The following is a 5,341-nucleotide window of genomic DNA, read 5'->3' on the forward strand; positions in this document are numbered from 1 at the left end:
CCCGCACCTGCCGCGGCCGCCGCGCCGACCACCCCGACTCCCGCCGCCGCGACCCCGTCGCTGGGCAAGAGCGAGGACGACGGCGCCGCCAACAACGAGACCCACCTGCGCGCCGCCCGCGTCCTGGCCATGGCCCAGGAGATGGCCGACCGGCTCACCGGCGAGGCCAAGAAGGAGTCCGACGGACTCATGGCCAAGGCCCGGAGCGAGTCCGACCGGTTGGTGGGCGACGCCAAGTCCCAGTCCGATCGCCTGGTCGGCGACGCCAAGTCCCAGTCCGAGAAGATGGTCGGCGACGCCCGCAAGGAGGCCGACAAGATCCTCACCGAGGCCAAGAGCAAGTCGGACGGCATCGTGAAGGACGCCCAGGCCCGGTCCGAGCAGCAGGTCAAGGAGGCGCAGGCCAAGGCCGACGCCCTGCAGGCCGACGCCGAGCGCAAGCACACCGAGATCATGGCCACCATCAACCAGCAGCGTGGCGTGCTCGAGAGCCGGATCGACCAGCTGCGCACGTTCGAGAAGGACTACCGCAGCCGCCTCACCAGCTACCTGGAGAACCAGCTCTCGGAGCTCGGCAAGACCGGATCGGCCGCCCCGGCCGCCCCGGCGGCCACTGCGGCCTCGTCCACCCCGGGCGGCCCGGCGGCCTCGTCCACGGCCGGCGAGGGTACCGGCAGTGCCGGCGCCCCCGGCTCCTCCGACCAGTCGGCCAAGAAGGACGGCGGTCACCGCGCCGAGTGATCCACCCCGCGTGACCGATGCGGTCCCCGCCCCTGCCCAAGGGTGCGGGGACCGACGTATATTCGGGGGGACGGGGCCAACGACGGTGCGACCCCCTTTCCCATCGCACAGCTCCCAGAATTCGCCCAACACCAGGATTCGCCCACCAGGAGGCACGGATGCTCGTCGCCGCGCTAGGACTGACGATCCTCGGTTTCGCCTTCCTCGTGGCCGCCGTCGCGACGGGTCAGATCGGGTGGGCGTGGGCGTGCATCCTCGTTGGGGCCCTGGGGCTGGTCCTGCTGCTGGTCGACCTGGTCCGGGGGCGCGCCGAGCGCGACCGCGAGCCGCGGGCGACCTCGGAAGAGGCGGACGCCCGCGCCGACGGGTAATATCGGAACCTGTCCGGCCGTGAGCCGGACGCGCGGAGATCCGGCCATCACCGGGGAGTGCTCGGAAGAACGGTGGGATCCCGCACGGCGGGGACCGCTCAGTAGAACCGAACGGGGGAGCCCGTCACAGCCCGACCCACGAGTGGGCGTCGCACGTCGTCGCCAAACGGGGTGGTACCGCGGACGGAACGCGCCAGACGCGATCCGGTTCGTCCCCGAGCGCAGGCCTGACGGCCCCACGGATGCGAACTCGTGCGGGCCCCGTACGCGAGGAGTCCGCCCAGATGAGCACCGAACCCGTAGCGACCGAGCGCGCCGACGGCGAGCCCGCTGCCACCGGCAGCGCGTACCCCGTGCTCGACCTCGCCGGGGGCGCCACGTCCCAGACGCCGTCGTTCCCCGCCCTCGAGGAGACGGTCCTGCAGCGGTGGGACGAGCGCGACACGTTCCGCGAGTCCATCCGCAACCGTGCGGACGCGCAGGAGTACGTCTTCTACGACGGGCCCCCGTTCGCCAACGGCCTGCCCCACTACGGTCACCTGCTCACCGGGTACGTCAAGGACGTCGTCCCGCGTTACCGCACCATGCGTGGGTACAGGGTCGAGCGCAGGTTCGGCTGGGACTGCCACGGCCTGCCCGCCGAGCTCGAGGCCGAGAAGCAGCTCGGTATCACCGAGAAGTCCCAGATCCTCGACATGGGCCTGGCCGAGTTCAACAACGCCTGCGAGATGTCGGTGCTGCAGTACACCGACGAGTGGGAGAAGTACGTCCACCGCCAGGCCCGCTGGGTGGACTTCGAGAACGACTACAAGACCCTCGACATCGACTTCACCGAGTCCGTGCTGTGGGCCTTCAAGCGGCTCTACGACAAGGGGCTGATCTACAAGGGCTTCCGCGTGCTGCCGTACTCCTGGTACGAGCAGACGCCACTGTCCAACCAGGAGACCCGCCTGGACGACGCCTACAAGATGCGTCAGGACCCGGCCGTCACCGTCGGGCTGCCCCTGGAGGCCCCGCAGGACAGCCCGTTCCACGGCGCCGAGGCACTGGTGTGGACCACCACGCCGTGGACCCTGCCCTCCAACCTCGCCGCCGCCGTCCACCCCGAGATCGACTACTCGGTGGTCCGGGTCAACTCCGGTGAGTTCGCCGGGCGGAGCTTCGTCATCGCCGAGGCCCGTCGCGGCGTCTACGCCGCCGAGTTCGGTGAGGACGCGGAGGTCGTGACGACCGTCAAGGGCTCTGAGTCGGTGGGCCTGCGGTACACCCCGCCGTTCGACTTCTTCGCCGGTCACGCGGGTGCGCACGTCGTGCTCTCGGCCGACTATGTCACCACCGAGTCCGGTACCGGCGTCGTCCACCTCGCGCCCGCCTTCGGTGAGGAGGACAAGGACGCCTGCGACGCCGCCGGGATCGAGCTCGTCATCCCGGTGGGCCCGGACGGCAAGTTCACCACCGAGGTGCCGCCGTACGCCGGGCAGCTCGTCTTCGACGCCAACGCGCCCATCTCCCGCGATCTGCGGGCCGATGGCCGTCTGATCCGCCACGAGACCATCGAGCACTCCTACCCGCACTCGTGGCGCTCCGGCCAGCCGCTCATCTACATGGCGTTGCCCGCGTGGTTCGTCAAGGTCACCGCGTTCCGGGGCCGCATGGTCGAGCTCAACCGCGAGCACATCACCTGGATGCCGGAGCACGTGCGCGACGGCCAGTTCGGCAAGTGGCTCGAGGGCGCCCGCGACTGGAACATCAACCGCAACCGCTACTGGGGCGCCCCGATCCCGGTGTGGGAGTCCGACGACCCCGCCTACCCGCGGGTCGACGTCTACGGGTCCCTCGACGAGTTGGAAGCCGACTTCGGCGTCCGGCCCACCGACCTGCACCGCCCGTACATCGACGAGCTGACCCGGCCCAACCCGGACGACCCGACCGGCAAGTCCACCATGCGCCGCATCCCGGACGTGTTCGACTGCTGGTTCGAGTCCGGGTCGATGCCGTTCGCCCAGGTCCACTACCCCTTCGAGAACAAGGAGTGGTTCGAGACCCACAACCCGGGTGACTTCATCGTCGAGTACAACGGGCAGACCCGCGGCTGGTTCTACACCCTGCACGTGCTGGCCACCGCGCTGTTCGACCGTCCCGCGTTCACCCATGTCGCCGCCCACGGGATCGTCCTGGGCAACGACGGTCTCAAGATGAGCAAGTCCAAGGGCAACTACCCGGACGTCAACGAGGTGTTCTCCCGCGACGGCTCGGACGCCATGCGCTGGTTCCTCATGAGCTCGCCGATCCTGCGGGGCGGCAACCTCGTGGTGACCGAGCAGGGCATCCGCGAGGGCGTCCGCCAGGCCATGCTGCCGCTGTGGAACTCCTACAGCTTCTTCCAGCTGTACGCCTCCCGCCGGGCCACCTGGCGTACGGACTCGGAGCACGTGCTGGACCGCTACATCCTGTCCCGCCTGGCGTCCACGCGCGACGCCATGACCGAGGCGCTGGACGCGACGGACATCGCGGCGGCTTGCGACGAGCTGCGCCTGTTCGCCGACGCCCTGACCAACTGGTACGTCCGCCGGTCGCGCTCCCGGTTCTGGGCCGGCGAGGACAGCGGCCAGGATTCCCGCGACGCCTTCGACACCCTCTACACGGTGCTCGAGACCACCATGCGCCTCGCCGCGCCGCTGCTGCCGCTGATGAGCGAGGTCGTGTGGACCGGGCTCACCGGTGAGGAGTCGGTGCACCTGGTGGACTGGCCGGCCGCCGACGAGCTGCCGCACGATGCCGACCTGGTCGAGGCGATGGAGGCCGTGCGCGACGTGTGCTCCACCGTGTCCTCGATCCGCAAGGCCAAGCACCTGCGGGTGCGCCTGCCGCTCAGCTCGCTCACGGTGGCCATGCCCGACGCAGAGCGGCTCCAGCCGTTCACCGGTCTCATCGCCGACGAGGTCAACGTCCGCGAGGTGCGCCTCACCAGCGACGTGGCCACCCACGGGCGGATGGAACTGGCGGTCAACGCGCGCGCTGCCGGCCCGCGGCTGGGCAAGCAGGTCCAGGCCTGCATCAAGGCCGCCAAGTCCGGTGACTGGACCGAGACCGACGGCGTCGTGGTCGCCGGCGGCGTCGAGCTGCAGGAGGGCGAGTACGAGCACCGGCTCGTGGCCGCCGATCCCGAGTCCACGGCGGCGCTGCCCGGCGGTGCCGGCCTGGTCGTGCTGGATCTGACGGTCACCGAGGAGCTCGAGGCCGAGGGCTGGGCAAAGGACCGGATCCGCGAGATCCAGGAGGCCCGCCGCGGTGCCGGTTTCGACATCTCCGACCGCATCCGGGTGCGCATGGAGGTGCCGGCCGCCCGCCGTGAGTGGGCGGACCGTCACGCGCAGCTCATCGCCGGCGAGGTGCTGGCCACCGACTTCGCCGTGGTCGACGCACTGGACCCGGCAGACGGGGACCCGGTCGACCTCGCCGAGGGCGTCCGGATGACGCTGGCTCGGGTCTGACCGGCGGCTCGTCATGGGTGGCGGGCAGGACCGCTGGGTCCTGCACGTGGACATGGACGCGTTCTTCGCGTCCTGCGAGCAGCTGACCCGGCCGACCCTGCGGGGTCGGCCGGTGCTCGTGGGCGGTCAGGGCGGCCGCGGTGTGGTGGCGGGGTGTTCCTACGAGGCGCGAGCCAAGGGTGCCCGCTCGGCCATGCCCTCACACCAGGCGCGGCGCCTGGTGGGGCCGGGCGCGGTGTTCGTCTCGCCGCGGATGCCGGTCTACCGGGTTCTGAGCCGCCGGGTGTTCGAGGTGTTCGCCGAGCACGCGCCGGTCGTGGAGCAGATCTCCGTGGACGAGGCCTTCCTCGAGCCACCGGAGCTGCGGGGCGCCGACGCCGACCGCACCCGACAGTGGGCGCAGGAGTTGCGTGCCGCCATCCGTGCGGCGACCGGGCTCCCGGCGTCGGTGGGGGCGGGGGCGGGCAAGCAGTACGCCAAGATCGCCTCGGAGCTGGCCAAGCCGGACGGTGTGGTGGTGGTGCCGCGCCGCGACCACGCCGAGGTGATGTTCCCGTTGCCGGTGCGGAGCCTGTGGGGTGTGGGCCCGGTGGCGGGGGAGCGGCTGGCGCAGTTCGGGGTGGCGACCATCGGTGACCTCGCGGCGATGGACGACGACGACGTGGCCCACGCGCTCGGCAAGACGGTCGGCCCGGCGATCGCCCGGATCGCGCGGGGGTACGACGACCGGCCGGT

At 71.1% G+C, this 5,341-nt stretch carries 4 protein-coding genes; all 4 read left to right on the top strand.

The genetic code is table 11. The features are described from left to right. Positions 1-741, top strand: a 741-nt coding sequence (locus G6023_RS12185) for a DivIVA domain-containing protein (protein ID WP_182635707.1), incomplete at its 5' end; no start/stop codon positions are given. A 158-nt stretch (positions 742-899) separates the two neighbouring features. Further along, positions 900-1,112, top strand: a complete 213-nt coding sequence (locus G6023_RS12190; RefSeq protein WP_069389112.1) for a hypothetical protein — start codon at positions 900-902, stop codon at positions 1,110-1,112. Between the two features lie 284 nt (positions 1,113-1,396). After that, the gene (ileS, locus tag G6023_RS12195; protein ID WP_182635709.1) at positions 1,397-4,606 is read left to right on the top strand and encodes an isoleucine--tRNA ligase; all 3,210 of its coding nucleotides are present in this window, start codon (positions 1,397-1,399) and stop codon (positions 4,604-4,606) included. 13 nt (positions 4,607-4,619) lie between these two features. Further along, positions 4,620-5,341: DNA polymerase IV (locus G6023_RS12200; RefSeq protein ID WP_182635711.1), on the top strand; the 722-nt coding region annotated here is incomplete at its 3' end.

It is taken from the genome of Dietzia sp. DQ11-71 (assembly GCF_014144995.1).
GTDB classification, from domain to species: domain Bacteria; phylum Actinomycetota; class Actinomycetes; order Mycobacteriales; family Mycobacteriaceae; genus Dietzia; species Dietzia kunjamensis.

Bases quoted from the DNA above. Each gene is read 5' to 3' on its own strand.
- G6023_RS12190 (WP_069389112.1), top strand. From the start codon at position 900: ATGCTCGTCGCCGCGCTAGGACTGACGATCCTCGGTTTCGCCTTCCTC.
- ileS (WP_182635709.1), top strand. From the start codon at position 1,397: ATGAGCACCGAACCCGTAGCGACCGAGCGCGCCGACGGCGAGCCCGCT.